Source organism: Modestobacter lacusdianchii, from assembly GCF_054177765.1.
Window position 1 is genome coordinate 1 of sequence record NZ_JBJJTJ010000036.1, and the last position, 18,586, is coordinate 18,586.

The 18,586-nt window shown below is 75.8% G+C and carries 18 protein-coding genes and 1 riboswitch; of the genes, 4 read left to right on the plus strand and 14 right to left on the minus strand.

Features of this window, described 5'->3' with window-relative positions; all coding sequences use genetic code 11:
* Window positions 1–122 precede the first annotated feature (122 nt).
* The 4 genes from ACJTNH_RS18585 to ACJTNH_RS18600 form a co-directional block, all read right to left on the minus strand.
* A complete protein-coding gene (locus ACJTNH_RS18585) occupies window positions 123–1,532 on the minus strand; it encodes an ethanolamine ammonia-lyase subunit EutB (protein ID WP_458178357.1) in 1,410 nt (469 codons plus the stop codon).
* Window positions 1,529–2,740, minus strand: coding sequence for an ethanolamine permease (gene eat / locus ACJTNH_RS18590; RefSeq protein WP_458178359.1), 1,212 nt, complete (start codon window positions 2,738–2,740; stop codon window positions 1,529–1,531). Before eat ends, ACJTNH_RS18585 begins: the two co-directional genes overlap by 4 nt.
* A 6-nt stretch (window positions 2,741–2,746) precedes the next feature.
* The gene (locus tag ACJTNH_RS18595) at window positions 2,747–2,992 is read right to left on the minus strand and encodes a hypothetical protein (RefSeq protein WP_458178361.1); all 246 of its coding nucleotides are present in this window, start codon (window positions 2,990–2,992) and stop codon (window positions 2,747–2,749) included.
* A gap of 230 nt (window positions 2,993–3,222) precedes the next feature.
* A complete protein-coding gene (locus tag ACJTNH_RS18600; protein ID WP_458178363.1) occupies window positions 3,223–4,563 on the minus strand; it encodes an MFS transporter in 1,341 nt (446 codons plus the stop codon).
* A gap of 226 nt (window positions 4,564–4,789) precedes the next feature.
* On the opposite strand from ACJTNH_RS18600, the gene ACJTNH_RS18605 reads away from it, so the two are divergent.
* Window positions 4,790–5,749 carry a hypothetical protein gene (locus ACJTNH_RS18605; protein ID WP_458178365.1) on the plus strand — a complete coding sequence of 320 codons (960 nt, stop codon included), beginning with the start codon at window positions 4,790–4,792 and terminating at the stop codon, window positions 5,747–5,749.
* A 107-nt stretch (window positions 5,750–5,856) separates the two neighbouring features.
* Here ACJTNH_RS18605 and ACJTNH_RS18610 read toward each other — a convergent pair whose 3' ends face one another.
* From ACJTNH_RS18610 to ACJTNH_RS18635, 6 genes are all read right to left on the minus strand, one after another.
* Window positions 5,857–6,459 carry a TIGR03086 family metal-binding protein gene (locus tag ACJTNH_RS18610; RefSeq protein ID WP_458178367.1) on the minus strand — a complete coding sequence of 201 codons (603 nt, stop codon included), beginning with the start codon at window positions 6,457–6,459 and terminating at the stop codon, window positions 5,857–5,859.
* Between the two features lie 43 nt (window positions 6,460–6,502).
* A complete protein-coding gene (locus ACJTNH_RS18615; RefSeq protein WP_458178369.1) occupies window positions 6,503–6,904 on the minus strand; it encodes a hypothetical protein in 402 nt (133 codons plus the stop codon).
* Window positions 6,905–6,917: 13 nt separating this feature from the next.
* Entirely contained in the window at window positions 6,918–7,073 is a 156-nt protein-coding gene (locus ACJTNH_RS18620) for a hypothetical protein (protein WP_458178371.1), read from the minus strand.
* 28 nt (window positions 7,074–7,101) lie between these two features.
* Window positions 7,102–8,100, minus strand: coding sequence for a siderophore-interacting protein (locus tag ACJTNH_RS18625; protein WP_458178373.1), 999 nt, complete (start codon window positions 8,098–8,100; stop codon window positions 7,102–7,104).
* Window positions 8,101–8,212: 112 nt separating this feature from the next.
* Window positions 8,213–8,608 carry a very short patch repair endonuclease gene (locus ACJTNH_RS18630; RefSeq protein ID WP_458178375.1) on the minus strand — a complete coding sequence of 132 codons (396 nt, stop codon included), beginning with the start codon at window positions 8,606–8,608 and terminating at the stop codon, window positions 8,213–8,215.
* Between the two features lie 125 nt (window positions 8,609–8,733).
* Window positions 8,734–12,177: a TM0106 family RecB-like putative nuclease gene (locus ACJTNH_RS18635; protein ID WP_458178377.1), complete on the minus strand. Its 3,444-nt coding sequence runs from the start codon at window positions 12,175–12,177 to the stop codon at window positions 8,734–8,736.
* 144 nt (window positions 12,178–12,321) lie between these two features.
* On the opposite strand from ACJTNH_RS18635, the gene ACJTNH_RS18640 reads away from it, so the two are divergent.
* Window positions 12,322–13,332 carry a LacI family DNA-binding transcriptional regulator gene (locus ACJTNH_RS18640; RefSeq protein WP_458178379.1) on the plus strand — a complete coding sequence of 337 codons (1,011 nt, stop codon included), beginning with the start codon at window positions 12,322–12,324 and terminating at the stop codon, window positions 13,330–13,332.
* Here ACJTNH_RS18640 and ACJTNH_RS18645 read toward each other — a convergent pair.
* The 4 genes from ACJTNH_RS18645 to ACJTNH_RS18660 all read right to left on the minus strand — a co-directional run bounded on the left by ACJTNH_RS18645 (window position 13,260) and on the right by ACJTNH_RS18660 (window position 17,138).
* Complete coding sequence (locus tag ACJTNH_RS18645; RefSeq protein WP_458178381.1) at window positions 13,260–13,865, minus strand: hypothetical protein; 606 nt, start codon at window positions 13,863–13,865, stop codon at window positions 13,260–13,262. The two genes, ACJTNH_RS18640 and ACJTNH_RS18645, sit on opposite strands and share 73 nt — an antisense overlap.
* Window positions 13,866–13,925: 60 nt before the next feature.
* The gene (locus ACJTNH_RS18650) at window positions 13,926–14,951 is read right to left on the minus strand and encodes an iron-siderophore ABC transporter substrate-binding protein (protein WP_458178383.1); all 1,026 of its coding nucleotides are present in this window, start codon (window positions 14,949–14,951) and stop codon (window positions 13,926–13,928) included.
* Between the two features lie 79 nt (window positions 14,952–15,030).
* A complete protein-coding gene (locus ACJTNH_RS18655; RefSeq protein ID WP_458178385.1) occupies window positions 15,031–16,248 on the minus strand; it encodes an acetyl-CoA C-acetyltransferase in 1,218 nt (405 codons plus the stop codon).
* 104 nt (window positions 16,249–16,352) lie between these two features.
* Window positions 16,353–17,138, minus strand: coding sequence for an SDR family NAD(P)-dependent oxidoreductase (locus ACJTNH_RS18660; protein WP_458178387.1), 786 nt, complete (start codon window positions 17,136–17,138; stop codon window positions 16,353–16,355).
* A gap of 112 nt (window positions 17,139–17,250) precedes the next feature.
* Here ACJTNH_RS18660 and ACJTNH_RS18665 point away from each other — a divergent pair, with 112 nt between their 5' ends.
* Together ACJTNH_RS18665 and ACJTNH_RS18670 are read left to right on the plus strand one after the other, a co-directional pair.
* On the plus strand, window positions 17,251–17,454 hold the full coding sequence (locus ACJTNH_RS18665) for a hypothetical protein (protein WP_458178389.1): 204 nt from the start codon (window positions 17,251–17,253) through the stop codon (window positions 17,452–17,454).
* A 4-nt stretch (window positions 17,455–17,458) separates the two neighbouring features.
* Window positions 17,459–17,567: riboswitch (TPP riboswitch) on the plus strand.
* Window positions 17,558–18,574: an alcohol dehydrogenase catalytic domain-containing protein gene (locus ACJTNH_RS18670; protein ID WP_458178391.1), complete on the plus strand. Its 1,017-nt coding sequence runs from the start codon at window positions 17,558–17,560 to the stop codon at window positions 18,572–18,574. It overlaps the preceding riboswitch by 10 nt.
* Window positions 18,575–18,586 lie beyond the last annotated feature (12 nt).

The following is an 18,586-nucleotide window of genomic DNA, read 5'->3' on the forward strand; positions in this document are numbered from 1 at the left end:
CCCCCGCCCCCCCCCCCCCCCCCCCCCCCCCCCCCCCCCCCCCCCCCCCCCCCCCCCCCCCCCCCCCCCCCCCGCCCCGCCCCGCCCCCCCCCCCCCCCCCCCCCCCCCTTCTCGGGGGTGGTCATCGGGCGGCGGCGAGGAGGGCGCGGGCGGCGGGGGCGTCGGGGGTCAGCTCGCGGACCCGGCCGGCGTCGTCGAGCAGGTCCATCCGGGCCAGCCACGCCTCGAACTCCGGCGCGGGGCGCAGGTCCAGCACCGAGCGGGCGGTGAGCACGTCGGTGAACGACAGCGACTGGTAGTGCAGCATCACGTCGTCCGAGCCCGGGACGGCGATGACGAACGCGCAGCCCGCCGCCCCGAGCAACAGGGTGAGGACGTCGGTGTCGTCGCCGTCGACGTCGGTGTGGTTGGTGTAGCAGACGTCCACGCCCATCGGCAGGCCGAGCAGCTTGCCGCAGAAGTGGTCCTCCAGCCCGGCCCGCACCACCTGCTTGCCGTCGTAGAGGTACTCCGGGCCGATGAACCCGACGACGGTGTTGACCAGCAGCGGGTCGAAGTGCCGGGCCACCCCGTAGGCGCGGCACTCCAGCGTCTGCTGGTCGACCGGCCCGTCGACGCCGTGGTGCGCGTCGGCCGACAGCGCCGAGCCCTGCCCGGTCTCGAAGTAGGTGACGTTGCTGCCCACCGTGCCCCGACCCAGCTCCAGCGCTCCGGCGCGGGCCTCGGCGAGCAGGTCGAGGGTGACGCCGAAGCCGCGGTTGCCCGCCTGCGTGCCGGCCACCGACTGGAAGACCAGGTCGACGGGCGCCCCGGCCTCCAGCGCCCGCAGCGTGGTGGTCACGTGCGCCAGCACGCACGACTGGGTGGGGATCTCGTAGCGGCTGATCACCGCGTCGACCAGCTCCAGCAGCGCGATCGTCTGCGCCGGTGAGTCGGTCGCCGGGTTGATCCCGATGACGGCGTCGCCGCTGCCGTGCAGCAGCCCGTCCAGGATCGACGCGGTCACCCCGACCGCGTCGTCCGTGGGGTGGTTGGGCTGCAGCCGGGAGGCCAGCCGGCCGGGCAGCCCGAGGGTGCCGCGCAACCCGGTGACCACCCGGGTCCGGCGGGCGACGGCCACCAGGTCGGCGTTGCGCATCAGCTTCGACACCGCGGCGACCATCTCCGGGGTCAGCCCGCGGGCCAGCGCCGAGATCGCCGCCTCGTCGCGCTCGGCGGCGCGGGCCAGCAGCCAGTCGCGGAACTCCCCCACGGTCAACGAGGCGACCGGGGCGAAGGCGGCGGGGTCGTGGGTGTCCAGGATGAGCCGGGTGACGTCGTCCTCGTCGTAGCCGACCACCTGCTCGGTCAGGAAGGTGGCCAGCGGGACGTCGGCGAGCACGTGCTGCGCGGCGACCCGCTGGGCCTGCGACTCCGCCGCCACCCCGGCGAGCACGTCACCGGAGCGGGCCGGGGTGGCCTTGGCCAGGACGTCGCTCAGCGAGCGGAACTCGTGGGTGTGCCCGCCCAGCGTCGTCCGGCGGACGGTCATCTCACGTCCTCCTCGGCGGCGGCCAGCAGCGCGAACTCCTCCTCGGGTGCGGAGGCGACCAGGTGGTGGCGGCTGTAGAGCGCGAACCAGCCGATGAACACGGCGTAGGCGGCCAGCGTCCAGCCCGCGGCGACCGGGTCGACCAGGAACGTCGCCAGCACCGCGGCCGCGGCGAGCACCAGGGCGACGCCGGTGGTGGCCGTGCCGCCGGGCGTGCGGTAGGGCCGGGGCAGGTCGGGCTCGCGGCGGCGCAGCACGATGTGGCTGACCATCATCAGCACGTAGGAGACCGTCGCGCCGAAGACGGCCATGTTGAGCAACATGGCCCCCTGCCCGGTCAGCGAGAGGACGAAGCCGATGGCCCCGGGCACCAGCAGGGCCAGCACCGGCGCCTTGCGGGAGTTGGTCACCGACAGCGCGCGGGGCAGGTAGCCGGCGCGGGAGAGCGCGAACGTCTGCCGGGAGTAGGCGTAGATGATCGAGAAGAAGCTGGCGACCAGCCCGACCAGCCCGGCGTAGTTGATCACCGTGGTGAGCCCGCTGGAGGCCCCGGCGACCTCGAGCGCCTCCACCGGCGGGTTGCCGCTGGCCGACATCGCCTCCGAGCCCCCGGCCCCGGCGGTGAACACCAGCATCAGCACGGCCAGGACCAGCAGCAGGCCCATCGCCGCGACGATGCCGCGCGGCATCGACCGGGCGGGGTCGCGGGCCTCCTCCGAGGCCAGCGGCACGCACTCCACGGCCAGGAAGAACCAGATGGCGAACGGGAAGGCCGCCCAGATGCCCATCAGGCCGAACGGCAGGAACTCCGAGGCGCCGGCGGCGTCGGTGGGCGCGATGTCGGTCAGGTTGGCGCCGTCGAAGGCGGGGATCGCGCCGACCAGGTAGAGCACCAGCCCGGCGACGGCGATGGCGGCGATCACCAGCATCACCTTGAGCGCCTCACCCACGCCGAGCAGGTGGATCCCGATGAAGAGGGCGTAGGCGGCGAGGTACACCCACCAGCCGTCGGTGATGCCGAACAGCCCGAGCGACTCCACGTAGGCGCCGATGAAGGTGGCGATCGCGGCCGGGGCGATCGCGTACTCGATCAGCACCGCCACCCCGGTCGCGTAGCCGCCCCACGGGCCCAGTGCCCGCCGGGCGAAGGTGTAGCCGCCACCGGCCGTCGGCAGCGCCGAGCCCAGCTCGGCCAGGCCGAAGACCATCGCCGATTACATGACCGCCATGAGGACGACGGCGATGAGCAGGCCGCCGAAGCCGCCCTCGGCCAGGCCGAAGTTCCAGCCGGCGTAGTCGCCGGAGATGACCGCGGCGACGCCGAGGCCGGCCAGCAGCACCCAGCCGGCGGTGCCCCCGCGCAGCTGCCGCTTCTGCAGGTAGCCGGCGTCGACCGTCTCCGCCTCCACCCCCCGGCCCGGTCCGTGCGCGGTGCGGGCGGTTGCGGGCTCGACGGTCATCTGCGGTCCTCCGACTCGGCACCGGCGTGGATCAGGTGCGGGACAGCGTGTTCCGCTCGCTGCCGCCGGTCAACGGGGTGCGACGTCTCGGAACACGGTGTTCACACCCGGCTCATCAGGCCCCCGGCCGGCTCGGACGACGGGGTGTCCGGGCAGCCCGGGCAGGCGGCCGGTGTCCAGGACGACGGCCCGCCTGCCTGACCTGGCGGGAACCGGCCGGCCGACCCCGGTCAGACCTCCAGCAGCTGCAGGTCGCGCACGTAGGTGCCCGTTCCGCTGCGTACCCGGGTCACCGCCGGGCGCACCGCCGCGCTCATCGGGCGCAGCACGACCGCGACCGGCCGCCGGCCGAACAGCACCGGCTGGGCCCAGCCCGCCGGCAGCGCCGGGCGGCGGATCTGCTCACCGTCGATGCCGAGCACCAGCACCGCGGCGAGCACCGCCATCAGCGCGACCGTGCCCAGCGCGGCGGGCAGCCCGGCGTGCTCGGCCAGGAAGCCGATGACCGGCGGGCCACCGAGCAGGCCGGTGTAGCCGACGGTGGTCGACAGCGCGACGCCCGAGGGCCCGCCGAGCGCCCCGGCGACGTTGGCCAGCCCGAGGCCGACCAGCACGAAACCGCCCAGCGCGACCGGGAGGGACGACGTGGTGACCGCGGCCAGCGCGCCGACCGCGGCGACCAGCGCGCCGCCGACCAGCAGCCGCCGCTCCCCCACGGCCAGCACCAGCCGCCCGCCGGCCAGGCGGCCGACGGCCATCGCCGAGGAGAAGCCGGCGTACCCGGCCGCCGCCAGCGCCGGGGCCGCGGCCAGCTGCTCGCGCAGGTGCAGCGCACCCCAGTCGCTGAGCGCGCCCTCGCCGTAGGCGGTGGCCCCGGCCACCGCACCCAGCAGCACCAGGACGCCGGTCGGGCGGGCGGCGCGGCCGGCCCCAGGGTCCGGGGCGAGCGGGTCGGCCGCGGCCTGGGTGGCGTCGGCAGCGGCCAGCACCGGTCCGGCCCAGGCCATGACGGCCAGCCCGAGGAGGGCGACCAGCGCCAGGTGCGGGCCCACCCCGACCGCGGCCGAGGCGAGCCCGCCGACCAGCGCGCCGAGCAGGCCCCCCGCGCTGAACGCGGCGTGCAGCCCCGACAGCAGCGGGCGGCCGGCGCGGGCCTCGGCCTGCACGCCGACGCTGTTGGCCGCGACGTTGACCGCGCCGGTGGCGGCCCCGAACACCAGGAGCGCGGCGCACAGCCCGGTCACCGACGTGGTCAGTCCGGGCAGCACCGCGCAGCCGCTGGCCGCCACACCGGCGAGCGCGGCCACCCGGCCGGTGCCGACGCGCCGGCACAGCACACCGGTGGCCTGCATGCAGGCCAGCGCGCCGAGGGACAGGCACAGCAGGGCGACGCCCAGCGCGGTGTGGCCGGCGCCGGTCGCCGCGCTGACGTCGGGCACGCGGGCCGCCCAGCTGCCGAAGACGAAGCCGTCCAGGCCGAAGAGCACGGCGACCGCGGCGCGCAGCCGCGCCAGCGAGGGCGGCGTCCGCGGGACCGTTCCGCGGGCACGGGAGGAGACAGAGATGACCATCGGGACCTTCACGGGAGGAGACGCGCGACACCGCGGTGCGGCGGGCGGGGGTCGGAGAGCACACGACCTCGGGCGCTGCACTCCACGGTGCCAGCCGAACGTGAGCGAGTCGTGTCCATCCGGTGTCAGGCGGGCGTGAGTGTGCGCACGTCGGCACCCCACCGGCATCCGCCGTTCCGCGCGCCCCGGCGGTTGCCGGGACGGTGCGGTGGGCACCGGTCACCGCATGACCGGGACCTTCACCCGCGGGTTGCTCGCCGGCGCCGCCGGCACCACCGCGCTCAACGCCGTCACCCACCTCGACATGGCCCTGCGCGGCCGGCCGGCCAGCACCGTGCCGCAGCAGACCGTCGACGCGCTCGCCGACGTCACCGGCCAGCAGGTACCGGGCAGGGGCGCCGTCCGGGAGGCCCGGCTGGGTGGGCTCGGGGCGCTGGCCGGGATCGTCAACGGCGTCGGTGTGGGCGTGCTGTCCAGCGTGGCTCGGTCGGCCGGCGTCCGGATGCCGTTCCCGGTGGGCACCGTGGTGAAGGGCGCCCTGTCGATGGCCGCCACCGACGCGCCGGTCGCCGCCCTCGGGGTCAGCGACCCGCGCGGCTGGTCCCGCCAGGACTGGCTCACCGACGCCGTCCCGCACCTGGCCTACGGCGCCACCGTGCAGGCGGTCGTGTCAGGTCTGCCGACCGCGGAGGAGCGGGTGCTGCCCCGGCAGAAGGCGCGCGCCGGCCTGGTCGCCCGCTCGCTGCTGCTCGGGGTCGCGGCCGGTGGCCGCAGCTCCCTGGGCCTGGCCGGCCCGACGCTCACCGCCGCGGACACCGGCGTGGCCAAGAAGCTCGCCTCGCTCACCTCCCTCGGCGGCGAGCTGTACGCGGACAAGCAGCCCGGTGTCCCCGACCGCACCAGCCCGGCCGCGCTGCCGGCCCGGCTGGCCAGCGGCGCCGGCGGCGCGGTGCTGCTCGCCCGCCGGCAGGGTGCCAACGCCGCGTGGCCGGTCGTGGCCGGCCTCGCGGGTTCCGCCGCCGGGTCCTTCGGTGGCCTCGGCTGGCGCCGCTGGGCGGACGGCCGGGTGCCCGACTGGCAGGCCGGGGTCATCGAGGACGGCGTCGCCCTGGTCCTGGCTCTCGCCGCGTGCCTGCCCGGCCGCCGGCGCTCCACCCGGGTGCGCACCGTCCGCCTCTTCGACTGACCTCTCGGGCCACCCGGTCGGGGCCGCTGCTCAGGCCCACGGGCCCGAGCAGCGGCTCGGGCCGATCGCCGGGCGCGCGACGTGGGCCGGCCGGCCGCAGCGGCAGCTCACGCCGCCCAGTCGGGGTCGCGGCCGGTGAGGCCGAGGGCCCGCTCGAACGCCGTCGAGCCGGCGGGCACCGTCACCTCGGGGCCGTACCAGCCGCCGTCCCGGCCCAGCTGCGCCAGCGGGGTCACCGCGGCGAGCGTCGCCTCGCCCAGCGGGGCCGGGACGTCGTAGTCCACGCCGACCGCCCGGGCGAGGTCCCAGCCGTGCAGCACGAACTCGGCGAGCATCAGCGGGCCGACCACCTCCGCCGGCATCGGCGCGGTGCCCATCAGCGTCTCGCCCTGCCATGCGGCCGGGTCGGACCAGGCATCGGCCGCGGTGTCCAGCTCCTCGGGGACGGCTGCGGCCCACTGCTCGGCCGGCAGGCCGTCCAGGAACGGCGCCGGGGTGAGGCTGTTCGGGTCGTGCTCCAGCGGCATGCCGGTCGCCGACCGCTGCGAGAGGACGGCCGCCCACGCCAGGTGGTCGATCAGGGCGCGGACGTCGAGGTCCCGGCAGGGCGTGGGGGCGGTCAGCTGCTCAGGGCGGACGGTGGTCAACACGGTGGACGCCAGGCCGGCGGCAGCACGCACCGCTGCGGGTGGGCGGAGGGTCTCGGTCACCCGCCCAGCGTGCCCTGCCGGGGACCGGGCGCCGAGCAGCGGTTCAGCGCGGCCGGGCGTCGAGGGCCTGCAACAGCCACCCGGGGCCGGCCACGGCCGCCCCGGCCGGGAGCCGGTCGCGCAACCCGCGGTCGGCGGTGACGACGAGGAGGTCGTCGTCCCCGTCGGCGAGGTCGGCGGCGGTCGCTGCGAGGGCGTCGTCCCCGCTGCCGGGCGCCCGGATCACCCGCAGGCCGGCGGGTGCGGGGACGTCCCGCGCCTGGCCCTCGACGACGGCGACCAGCGCGGTGACCGGGACCGGGCCGCCATCGAGGCCGGTCAGCTCGCGCCCGGGCAGGCCGGCGAGCTGGTCGAGCAGCCGGGAGGTGGCGCCTGCGCGGTCGCGCCACCAGCCGTCGGGCCGGGAGCCGACGGTGTTGGCGACGTCGACCAGGACGACGGTCATCGGCGCACCGGGGTCAGCGGCGGCGCGACGCGGTGAGCGCCGCCGTGCCGGCGGCGAACGCCAGGCCGACCACGGCCAGCCAGAACAGGCCCTTCACGACGAAGCCGATCACGCTGACCGCGATCCAGACGACGAACAGGACCAGCAGCAGGAGCAGGAAGGGGCGCACGGCTCGACCGTAGGCCCTCGCCGCTGCGTCAGCTGCCCTCGGACGCGCCCAGCCGCCAGTAGCCCATGAAGGCCACCGAGGTGCGCGGGACGCCGAGGTCGCGGACCAGCCGGCGGCGCAGCAGCTTGACCATCCCGGCTTCACCGGCGAGCCAGGCGTAGCAGCCGTCGGCACCGGCCGGGGGCACCTCCCAGAGGATACCGCCGTCGAGGTCGACGTCCTCGGGCTCCTGGCCGGGGGTGCGGGCGGCGATGCCGAGTTCGCAGAGCGCGGCGTGCACGGCCGGGCCCAGCGCCTCGCCGCGGGCGCGAGCGCCGCGCACCAGCCAGCGGACCTCGATGCCCGGCGCGACGTCGAGGTTGAGCACGTCGCCGGCCTCGGGCACCTCGAGCACGGCCATCGTCCGGCGACCGCCGGGCAGGGCCTCGAGGATCGCGCTGATCGCGGGCACGGCGGTCTCGTCACCGGCGAGGAACAGGGTGCCGTCGGCCGGCGGGGCCCACTCCACGCCCCAGGCGCGGCCACTGCCCGCGTGCGGCGGCAGTGGCCGGTCAGGGCCGAGGAGCACCATCGGGTCGCCGGGGACGGCGGCGGCCGCCCAGCTCGCGGCGGGCCCGGCGTGACCGTCGGCCACGCCGTGCAGCACCACGTCGACATCGATCTCACCGAGCTGCGGCCGAGCGGCCCGCACGGTGTAGGTGCGCAGGTGCGGGCGGCGGTCGTCGGGCAGGGCGCAGTACTCCTGGTACCAGCCGGGCCCGTCGGTGAGCAGGTCGGCGACGGGCGCGCCGTCACGGGAGAGCACCAGCTTGATCCGCTGGTCGGCGCCACCGACGCCGAAGCCGGTCAGCTCGGGCCCGCTGAGGGTCAGCCGCAGGAAGCTCGGGCTGATCCGCTCGACCCGGGCGACGGTGGTGCGGAAGAAGCGGTACTCGGGAGCGGCGACCGGCTGCTGGACCACCGGTTGCGGGTCGGCGGCGCCCTCGAGGACTGCCGTACCGGCCCGTGCGGTCACCGCCGTGGTCATCGCTGCTCCTGCGCTCGTCGAGACCGGCTCGTGCGCAACCGGACGTTGGTGAGGCTAGCCTAACCGGCCAGCCGAGGGGAACACCCTGACCTGAACTCGCAGCCCGACCCGCTCACTGCGCCCCCGGCCGCCGGCCGAGCGCCGTACAGATCGCGTCGACCACGGCGTCCGGTTCTTCGTGCTCCCAGAACCGCAGCACCCGCCAGCCCTGCGCGGCGAGGACGGCGTCGGTGCGCCGGTCGCGCCGCACGTTCGCCGCCAGCTTCTCCGCCCACCACGCCGCGTTGGCGTTCGGCTGGTGGCCGCAGCTCGGGCAGCTGTGCCAGAAGCAGCCATCGATGAAGACCACGAGGCGGCGCCCCTTCCAGACCAGGTCGCCGCGGGCCCGAGTCTCCCGACAGGGCCGCACGTCGACGCGGTAGCGCACGCCGCGCGCGTGCAGCCGGCGCCGCACGGCGAGCTCAGGCGCGGTGTCCCGGCGGCCCTGCCGGCGGAAGCGGGCCTGCACCGTCGCCGACGACGCAGCCGGCGCACTCCGCAGGTCGACGTCCCCAGCACCACCACTCCGCGCCTGGGCCTCCAGGAGGAGGTAGTCATGAGGTGGACGGCTGTGCGGCGTCGGGGGACCCACCGTCATGCGTCGGCGGGGACGCGGGTGTGCTCGGTGGCGATCTCGACCAGCCGGCACAGCCCGTTCACCAACCGGAGCTGCTCGGGGGTCTGCACCGGGGAGGTGAGCAACGCCGGGCTGCCGACCAGGTAGGCGACCGTCTTGGCCCGGGAGAGGGCGACGTTGAGCCGGTGCCGGTCGAGCAGGAAGTCCAGCCGCCGCGGCACGTGGGCACCGCTGGAGGCCGCCAGGCTGAAGACGGCGACAGCCGCCTCCCGGCCCTGGAACTTGTCGACCGTGCCGACCTCCACCTCACCCAGCCCCACGGCGCCCAGTGCGCTGCGAACCTGGTTGACCTGGGCGTTGTAGGGGGTCACCACCAGAACGTCGGCCGGGGTCATCACCCGCTCCCCCGCCTCCGTGCGCCAGCTGCGGCCGATCAGGTCGGCCACCAGCGCGGCGACGACCGCCGCCTCCTCCGTCGAGGCCGACCCGTTGCCCTCGTGCGCCACCGGGACCCAGCCGACCCCGGCCGGCGCCGACCAGCGGGCGGGCACGTCGAGCTCGTTGCCCGCGGTGACCGGGGCCGGTTGCAGCTCGCCGCGATAGGACAGCTCCGACACGACCCGGCACAGCGCCGGGGCCATCCGCCAGCTGCGGTCGAGGAACACGCCCCGGTCGGCGGTGAGCACCTCGGCATCACCCAGTACGTGCTGCAGCGCCGAGACGTCGGCGCCGTCGGGGTGGATGCCCCGGCCCGGCTGGCGCAGCTGCTGCGGGTCGCCGAGCAGCAGCAGGCTGGTCGCGGCCCGGCTGACCGCCAGGGTGTTGGCCAGGGAGAGCTGGCCGGCCTCGTCGACCACCAGCACGTCCAGCCGGCCGGCGAGCTCGGGGCGGGCGAACAGCCACGAGGTGCCGGCGACCAGGTCGACGTCGCCGCCGTCGAGCGCGTCGACGACGTGGGCGTTGGCGGTCACGCAGCGCACGTCGGCGTCCTGGCAGCGCTGCAGCTCGTCGGCCTTCTGCAGCGCCCGGATCGGGACCCCCGCCTCCCGCGCGGCCAGCATCACCGCGTCGAGCAGGTTGCCGATCACCTTGTGGCTGGAGGCGGTGACGCCGACGCGCTTGCCGGCCCGCACCAGGTCGACCACGGCGCGTGCCCCGGTGTACGTCTTCCCCGCCCCGGGCGGGCCCTGCACGGCGAGCACTCCCCCGTCGAGCACCCCGGCGAGCCGGCGAGCGGCGGCGGCGGACTCCTCGCCGGCCTCCCGCTGCGGCGCACCGTCGAGCAGCCGCGGCGGGCGCCGGAGCAGCAGGTCGCGGGCGGCGCGGAGCGGCCCCGGCGCGTCGATCCCGCTGCCGGCCACCTGCTCGCCGAGGTCGGCCAGCGCGGCCCGGAACAGCGCGTCGCTGGGTGGTGAGGTGGGCAGCAGGCCGCTCGGGTGCTCGAGCGAGGCGGCCGTGCCGCGGGCCAGCACCACCCAGCCGGCGGTCGCGTCGACGTCCACGACCGTGCTGGACAGCCGCCTGCCGTCGGCGCCGGGCAGCAGGTGCTCGTAGCGGGTGCCCGCGGACACCTTGGTCTCCTGCGGCGGGAACGTGTACCGCCAGTGCACCGACCGCCCCTGCGCCCCGACCAGCTGCGCCCCCTCCAGCGGACCGAGCGCGGCGGTCTCCCGCTCCAGCTCCTCGGCGGGCAGGTCGCGGAGCCGGAAGTACTCCCACCAGGCGGCGCGGGCCTCCCGGGCGTGCCAGCCCAGCTGCTGGGCCAGCAGCCAGGTCGCCTGCTGGTCGGGTGTGCGGCCCGCGTCGGGCAGCCCGGCGGTGAGCCGCTGCTCCAGCTCCTCGCGCAGCACCTGGGCCGCGGCGTTCTCCGCGGAGCCGTCGGGGTCGCCGTCCTCCGGGCGCCCCAGTCGGGCCCCGGAGGCCAGCAGCTCGGTGCGCCGGGCCTCCAGCCAGTCGCGCAGCTCCCGGGTCGAGACGCAGTCGTCGCGGTTGTATGCCTCGATCTGGTCGAGCAGCGCCTGGTCGCGGGTGGTGAGCCAGCGCTCGAAGGCGACGATGCTCTCGCCGGCGTCGGACACCCCGGCGGCGTGGGCCCGGGTGTGACCGCGGTAGTAGTCCTCCACCTGCTTGATCGAGTACGACTCCTTGCTCAGCCGCAGCCCCTGGCGCACCACCGCGTAGAGGTCGACGAGCACGTCGCCGCGCAGCAGCCGGTCGACCTCGGCCTCCCGGGTCTGCAGCCGGGCGGAGAGCGTCTTCAGCCGGGTGGGCTCGTAGGGCGCGTAGTGGTAGACGTGCATCGCCGGGTCGGCGGCGGAGGCGGCGGTCAGGTGGTCGACCAGCTGCTCGAACGCCGCGCGCTCGGCGGCCGACTGGTCGGTGGCGGCCGGGTCACACCCCCAGAAGGCGGTGAACTGCCCGGCGGTGTCTATCACGCCCCAGAGGTACTCCAGCCCGGCGTCGCCGGCGAACGGGTCGCCCTCGATGTCGAAGAACAGGTCACCGGCGCTCGGCGGGGGCAGCAGCTCGAACCCCCGCCCGGCCTCGCGGGGCAGGAACTCGTAGGACGGCGTGCCGGTGGCCCGCTCCGCCACCTGCAGCCGGGCCTGCTGGGTGAGCCGCTCGCGCGAGGACCGGCCGATCGGGTCGGGCAGCTCGTCGGGCAGCCGGGCGGCCAGCGCCGTGACGGTCGGGATGCCCGCCTCGACCAGGGCGGTCGCGTGGTCGCGACGCATGAAGGCGACCAGCGAGAGCGAGTCCTCCGCGCGCCAGCGCTCCGTGCACGTCTCCCGCCACGGGCAGACGCCGCAGTGCGCGTTCGGGTACGGCGGGGCGAGGTCGCCGTCGCCCAGCCGGTCGAGGAACCGGCTGCGGGCCGCCCGGGTGTAGGCCTCGGCGTCGGCGTACCGGAACACCAGCTCCTGCTGGTCGCCGGTGACCACGGTCAGCAGCTCGGGCGGCACGCCCTGCAGCCCGGCCAGCAGATCGCCGTAGAGGGCCATCTGCAGCAGCGCCGGCACCTTGATCCGCCGGGCCAGCTTGGTGTCCGCGACGTCGTACGCCCAGTCGCCGAGGTCGCTGGCCCGGTCGGTGCGCTTGAGCAGGAAGTCGGCGTGGCCGCGCCACCGCCCGTCGAAGAAGGTGGCCTGGTAGACCACGTCGGCGCCGGCCCGCATCGCGGCGAGCGTCTCGGCCTGGGCGCGGACCAGCCCGGCGGCGTCCTTGCCGGACGGCCCGGCGATCTCCACGACCGTGAGCCCGCGGTCGCGCAGCCGCTGGACGTGCCGCTCCTCGTGCGCCGTGCCGTGCGCGGCGACCAGCTCGGTCATCGGGTCGACCGCCGGTGGCCGGCTCCGTTCCCCTCGTGCCACCTCCACCGACAGCCGGGTGAGGTGTTCGCACTCCAGGAAGCCGGTCAGGTCGCTGGCGCTGACCACCAACGTGCCGTCGGACTGGTACACCGGTTCCTCCGTCCCGCCCTCCGGCGGAGGACCGGGGCCGACCGTACGGTCGGGGTACGACGATGCCGTCGCAGCACACCGGTTGCCGACACCCCGACAGGGGGCGACCGTTTGGGGCAGGAGACGTACCGGTAGGAATCGAGCGTGTCCGCGACGTTGCACTCGGTGGCCGCCGCCGCCGGGGTGAGCACCAGCACGGCCAGCCGTGCCCTGTCCGGACACCCCGCCGTGCTGCCCGCCACCCGGGCCCGGGTGGAGGCCGCCGCTGCGGCCCTGCAGTACCAGCCCAACCGGATGGCCAGCGCGCTGCGCACCCGCCGCACCGGTCTGCTCGGTCTGGTGGTCAACAACCTGCGGACGGCGACCTTCCACACCATCGCCGAGAGCCTGCAGGGCTGGGCCGCCGAGCAGGACTACCAGGTGCTGGTCTGCACCACCGGTGGCGACCCGGGCCGGGAGGCGGCGTTCCTGCAGACGGTGCGCCAGCACTCCTTCGACGGGGTGGTCGTGGCCGGCTCCGGCGCCAACACCGACCTGGTCAACACCCTGGTCCGGGAGGGCCGGGCGGTGGTGACGATGAACCGTGAGGTGCCCGGTTCGCTGGCCCCGTCGGTGATGTCGGCCTACGAGACGGCGGCCCGGCTGGCCACCGAGCACCTGCTGGGGCTCGGGCACACCCGGATCGCCGCCATCGAGGGCCCGCCGGAGATCACCTCCGGGCGGCTGCACCACGCCGGTTTCGCGGCCGCCATGGCCGCCGCCGGGGTGCCCGTGGTCGACGAGCTGGTGCACCGCGGCCCGTTCACCCCCGACTTCGGCCGCGAGGCCACCGGCGAGCTGCTCGCGCTGGCCGAGCAGCCGACGGCGTTGCTGGTGAGCAACCACGAGGCGTCCTTCGGTGCCGTCCCGGCGCTCGGGGACAGCGGGCTGCGGGTGCCCGACCAGATGTCGGTCATCTGCACCGAGGACGAGCCGTTCTACGAGTGGTGGTCCCCGGGGCTGACCACCGTGGACAACCGGGCGGAGCTGCTCGCCCGGCGCGCGGCGGCCCTCCTGCTGGCCCAGCTGACCGGCGAGACCGCTCAGCCACTGCGCCGGGCCGAGCTGGTCGAACCGGTGCTGGTGGCGCGCGGGTCGACCGCACCGCTGCGCTGACCGGCCCGCGCGAGCAGGACGGCGGCCAGCAGCGCCGCCCCCCAGAGGAGGAACCAGGCGTCCCAGAGGAGGACGTGCCACCGGAGCGCCCGCTCGTCGGCCACCGGGCCGAGGTCCAGCACACCGGCGAGCACCGCACTCCCGAGCAGCACGTTCGCCCCACCCCAGGCGGTGAGCAGCGCGCCGGCGACCAGGGCCAGCCACCGCAACGGCCGGTGGGGCCACCGCCGCACGGCCGGCCCGAGGGCGGCGCCCACCAGCTTGGCGACCACGACGACGACGCCCAGCAGCACGGCGGCCGCCGAGCGCTGCCGCGCCAGCTGCTCGACCGCGCCCCCCACGGTGTCCAGCAGGGCCGTGCCACCCGCCGTCCAGACGCACTGACCCCGGCAGAGGCAGTGCCGAGGACGGCGGCCGTCCAGGCGGCCGCCCGACCGGCCGCCTGCCACCGCGACGACCCGCCGGGGCGGGGAGGACGCGGACGCCGGCGAGCCACGAGCGGAGTGTGCCAGCGCCGCCCGGCTGCGAGGCACGTCCGCACCCCGGCACACCGCCCGGCGCGACGAGCCCCCCGCCGGGCAGTGCAGGTCAGCTCAGCCCAGCACCTCGGCGAGCTGCGGGGTGAAGCTGTCGAGCAGGTAGGGCAGGCTCAGCGCGCTGGCGAACTGGAGCGCGGCGTAGTCGTCGTCGGCGATGAAGAGCGACCGGCCCGCGGTGACGGTGGACAGGCCGGCGAGCACCGGGTCGCCCTCGATGCCGGCGCGCTCGGCCTCGGAGCCCACCTGGAAGACCAGCACGTCGGCGTCCAGCATCTGGGCCTGCTCGCGGCTGACCGTGCCGTAGAAGTCGCTCTGCGCCGCGGCGTCCAGCGCCGGGTCGACGATGAGGCCGAGGTCCAGGAAGAAGCGGGTGCGGGTGTCGTCGGAGGTGTGGAAGGGGTACTCGCCCTCGTACGCCGGGCCGGAGAGGGTGACCGTCTTCCCGGCGAACTCCGGGTGCGCGGCGGCGGCCTTCTCGACCTGGGCCTCGACGTCGGCGATCAGCTCCTCGGCGCGTTCGGGCTGCCCCAGCGCCTGCCCGGTGACCCGGGTCTGCTCCTGCCACGGGGTGCCGAACGCGATGTACTCCGCCGGCTGCACGACCACCGGGGCGATCTCCGACAGCGTGGCGTACTCGTCCTCGGTGAGGCCCGCGGTGACGGCCATGATCAGGTCGGGCTGCAGGGCGGCGATCTGCTCGGGGTCGACCTCGGCCCGGGGCAGGATCTCCGGGTCGGCGTCCCCGGCGGCCTCGTCGGCCCAGGGGAAGAAGACGTCGTCCTCGGGGCCGAAGGCGTACCGGACGGCGACGGGCACGACCCCGAACGCCAGGATCGCGTCCTGCTCGGTGTAGCCGAGTGAGACGACCCGCTCGGGCTCCTCGGGGATCTCGGTGGCCCCGTAGGCGTGCTCGATGGTGACCGGGAAGGTGGTCTCGGCGGCGGCGCCGGACGACGACGCGTCCGCGGAGGCGTCGTCGGAGCCGGGCGAGCAGCCGGTCAGGGCGGCCATCGCCACGGTGCCGAGGGCCAGGCTGGTGATCGAGGTGCGTCGCGCGATGGGCGAGCTGGTGCGGAACATGCGCACTTTCTACCTCAGGCAAGGCTTACCTAAGTAGCGGGTCCCGTCTCCGGCTCCGGACCAGCCCGACGAGGGCCGCTCAGACGACCCGCTCGAAGACCGCGGCCAGCCCCTGACCGCCACCGATGCACATCGTCTCCAGGCCGTACCGGGCCTCGCGCCGGCGCATCTCGTGGGCCAGGGTGGCCAGGATGCGTGCGCCGGTGGCGCCGACCGGATGGCCCAGCGAGATGCCCGAGCCGTTGACGTTGACCCGGTCGCGGTCGGCGCCGTCCAGGCCCCACTCCTGCAGGCAGGCCAGCACCTGGCTGGCGAAGGCCTCGTTGAGCTCGATGAGGTCCATGTCCGACAGCTTCAGGCCGGTCCTCTCCAGCACGGCGGCGGTGGCCGGCACCGGCCCCATGCCCATCGTCTCCGGCGGCACGCCGGCCACCGCCCAGCCGGCCAGGCGGACGAACGGCTCCCAGCCGCGGCGGTCGGCCTCGGCCCGGGTCGTGACGATGCACAGCGCGGCGCCGTCGTTCTGACCGGAGGCGTTCCCCGCGGTCACGGTGGCCTCGGGGTCGACCCGGCCCATCACCGGGCGGAGCTTCGCCAGGTCCTCCATCGTCGTGTCCGGGCGGGGGTGCTCGTCCTCGGTGACCAGGCGGGCCGCCGTCTTCCGGGTCGCCGGCACCTCGACCCCGACGATCTCGTCGGCGAACCGCCCCTCCCGGATCGCCGCCCCGGCGGCCTGCTGGGAGCGGAGTGCCCAGGCGTCCTGCTCGAGCCGGTCGATGCCGTGCTCGCGGCGCACGTTCTCCGCCGTCTCGAGCATGCCGCCGGGCACCGGGTGGTGGATGCCGCCGGCGGTCTCGCGGGCGCGGGCCAGCCGGTCGTGCAGCATCACGCCGTCGCCCTTGGCGCCGGTGCGCAGCCCCAGCGCGTAGTGCTCGACGTTGCTCATCGACTCCACGCCACCGGCGACCACGACCGTGCCCGAACCCGCCGCGACCTGCATCGCGGCGTAGATGACGGCCTGCAGGCCGGAGCCGCAGCGCCGGTCGATCTGCAGCCCGGGCACCCGCACGCCCAGCCCGGCGTCCAGCGCGGCGATCCGCCCGATCGCCGGGTTCTCCCCGCTCGGGCTGCAGTTGCCGAGGATGACGTCGTCGACCTCGCCCTCACCGAGGCCGGCGCGCTCGGCCAGGCTGCGCAGCGCGGAGGCGGCCAGCTCGTTGGCGGAGAGCCCGGCGAAGACCCCGCCGAAGCGGCCGACGGGGGTGCGGACCGGGGAGCAGATGACGACGTCGTCCATGCGCCCACTCTGCCAGCCCTCCCCCGGCCCGGCACGGCGTTCGGCAGGAACGCCGACGCCCCTCGCCCGGCGGACCGGGGAGGGGCGTCGTCGCAGGCGGGAGGTCAGTCGCGGGGCTTGGCCATCGCCTCGTGCGCGGAGCTCTTGAACGCGTCGGGCAGCACCTTGTTCGCCGCGCCCTGCACCTTGGTCATCAGCGAACCGGCGGTGAGCTTCTCCTCCCCGCTCATCATCGCCTCGAAGCCCTGGGCGGCGACCTGTGCCGGGTCGTCCTTGGGGCCCTTGCCCATGGCGGTGTCGTCGAGGTCGGCCCGGTTGAAGAAGTCGGTGTCGGTCGGGCCGGGCATCAGCGAGGTGACGGTGACCGCGGAGTCCTTGAGCTCCTGCTGCACCGCCTCGGTCAGCGACTGCACGAAGGACTTGGACGCGTTGTAGACGGGCTGGTAGGCGCCGGGCATCGTCGAGGCGATCGAGGAGGTCACCAGCACCCGGCCCTCGTTGCGGCCGGTCATCTCCACGAGGCAGAGCTTGAGCAACGCGGCGGTGGAGACCACGTTGAGCTGCATGATCTCCAGGTCGTCGGCCCAGTCGGTGTCGACGAAGGCGCCGCCGCGGCCCACGCCGGCGTTGAGCGCCGCGGCGTTCAGCGGCCGGCCGAGCCCCTGCACCCGGGTCCACAGCTGCTCGATGCCCTGGGGCGTGCGGAGGTCGGCCTGGACGGCGATCACCTCGGTGCCCTCGGCCCGCAGCCGCGCCGCGGCGGTGTCGATGGTCGGGTCCTCGGCGTCGATCACCAGGTCGAAGCCGTGCTGGGCGAACTGCTTGGCGAGCTCGAACCCGATCCCGCTGGAGGCGCCGGTGACGAGTGCGAGGGGCTTGGTGTCGGTCATGACCCGGCCGTACCCAGCCGTCCCGGTGTCGTCACGCGGATCGGCGGACTTCCGGGCCGGTCCCGACACCGGCCTCCCGGTCACCCGGACGTCGGGGGCCAGACTCGAGCACGTGACGGACGACGCGCTGATCTGCTCGGCCAAGGGCTGCCGGGCGCCGGCCACCTCCCGGTTGGTGTGGAACAACCCGAAGCTGCACACCCCGGACCGGGAGAAGGTCTGGACCGCCTGCGACGAGCACCGCGAGCAGCTCTCCCACCACCTGGCGATCCGGTCGTTCCTGCGCCGCGTCGAGCCCGTGGAGCAGGCCCGGTAGCTTCATCGGCGCACACGGGAGCCCGGGCGCGGGCTGAGAAGGCGGACGACCACCGCCGACCGTCCAACCTGATCCGGTTCATGCCGGCGGAGGGAGCTGCTCGATGCTCGCCGCACGTCTCCATGCCCCAGGCCGGCCGCTGGCCCTGGACGACGTCCCCGTCCCCAGCCCCGCGCCCGACGAGGTGCGGGTGCGGGTGCACGCCGCCGGTGTCTGCGGCACCGAACTGCACTTCACCGACGGGCTCTACGCGCCGTCCCGCACCCCGATGACGCTGGGCCACGAGGCCGCCGGCGTGGTCGAGGCCGTGGGCTCGGCGGTCACCGGCTGGGCCGAGGGCGATCGGGTCGCCGTCTACTACTACCTGTTCTGCGGCTCCTGCCGCTGGTGCCTGCGCGGCCGGCAGAACCTCTGCCTCACCCCGCGGGGCGTGCTGGCCTTCGCCGCGGACGGCGCCTTCGCCGAGCAGCTGGTCGTCCCGGCCCACTGCCTGGTCCGGCTGCCGGACGAGGTCTCCTTCGACGCTGCGGCCCCGCTCTGCTGTGCCGGCACCACCGCGGTGCACGCGCTGGCCGAGGCGGCGGTGGAGCCCGGCGAGGTCGTCCTGGTGCTGGGCAGCGGCGGTGTCGGGCTGGCCGCCGTGCAGGAGGCCCGGCGGCGTGGTGCCACCGTGATCGCGGTCAGCCGGGACGCCGCCCGGCGGGATGCTGCCCGTCGCTGCGGGGCCACTGCCGCGGTGCCACCGGGCGAGGCCGCCGACGCGGTCGCCCGGCTGTCGGGCGGGCAGGGCGCTGACGTGGTGGTCGAACTGGCCGGGGTGACCGCCACCCTCGAGCTGGCCACCGGCGTGCTGGGCCGGCGCGGCCGGCTGGTGCTGGTCGGCTACAGCGCCGACCAGCTCACCGTCAGCCCGCTGGCGCTGGTGGTCGCCGAGCAGCGGGTGCTGGCCAGCGTGGGCAACACGCTGGCCGAGCTGGAGCAGGCGGTGGGCCTGGCGGCAGCCGGTCAGCTGACCCCGCCGGTGGCCGCCACCCTGCCGCTGACCCAGGTCAACGAGGCCCTGGACCGGCTGCGGGCCGGCGAGGTGACCGGCCGGCTGGTGCTGCACCCCCAGGCCTGAGCCCGGCCGGGC